This is a genomic window from Vibrio sp. 1978, from assembly GCF_033344345.1.
On record NZ_JAWPOP010000838.1, the window covers coordinates 1 to 562 of the forward strand.

A 562-nucleotide genomic window follows, 5' to 3' on the forward strand; every position below is an offset into this window, starting at 1 on the left:
TCGCCTCTATCATGAGAAGCAGGAACGCATAGTGGTGTTCTTGTGTGCCCCTCCGGGCAGCGGCAAGTCGACACTCGCTGCGTTCTGGGAATACCTGTCGGAACAAGATGAAAGCCAAGAGCCTTTACAAGTGCTGCCGTTTGATGGTTTCCATTATCCAAATGAGATCCTCGACAACAATACGATTGAACGAGATGGCGAGCTCGTGTCTCTGCGCAGTATTAAGGGGGCCTATCAAACATTTAATCTGACGGAGCTTATCGACAAGCTCAAACAGCTCAAAGTGAAAGATCCAAAATGGCCATACTACGACCGCAATTTGCATGATCCAGTCGACGACGCCATTTTAGTGAATCGCAATGTTGTTGTGGTTGAGGGGAATTGGTTACTGCTTAATGAACCGGTGTGGAATGAACTGCATCGTTTGGCAGATTTTACCGTCTTCGTCGATACACAGCCTGAGTTTCTGCAAGAACGCTTAGTAAACCGTAAGATTCGTGGTGGCACCGCACCAGAAGCCGCATTAGCGTTTTATTTAAACTCAGATGCCGTAAATGTAGAT

Annotated in this window: 1 protein-coding gene; it reads left to right on the plus strand. The window is 47.3% G+C overall.

Translation table 11 applies throughout. The features are described 5' to 3' along the window. Positions 1-562 (plus strand): nucleoside/nucleotide kinase family protein (locus tag R8N49_RS29395; RefSeq protein WP_318190731.1); only part of this gene is annotated, 562 nt, incomplete at both ends.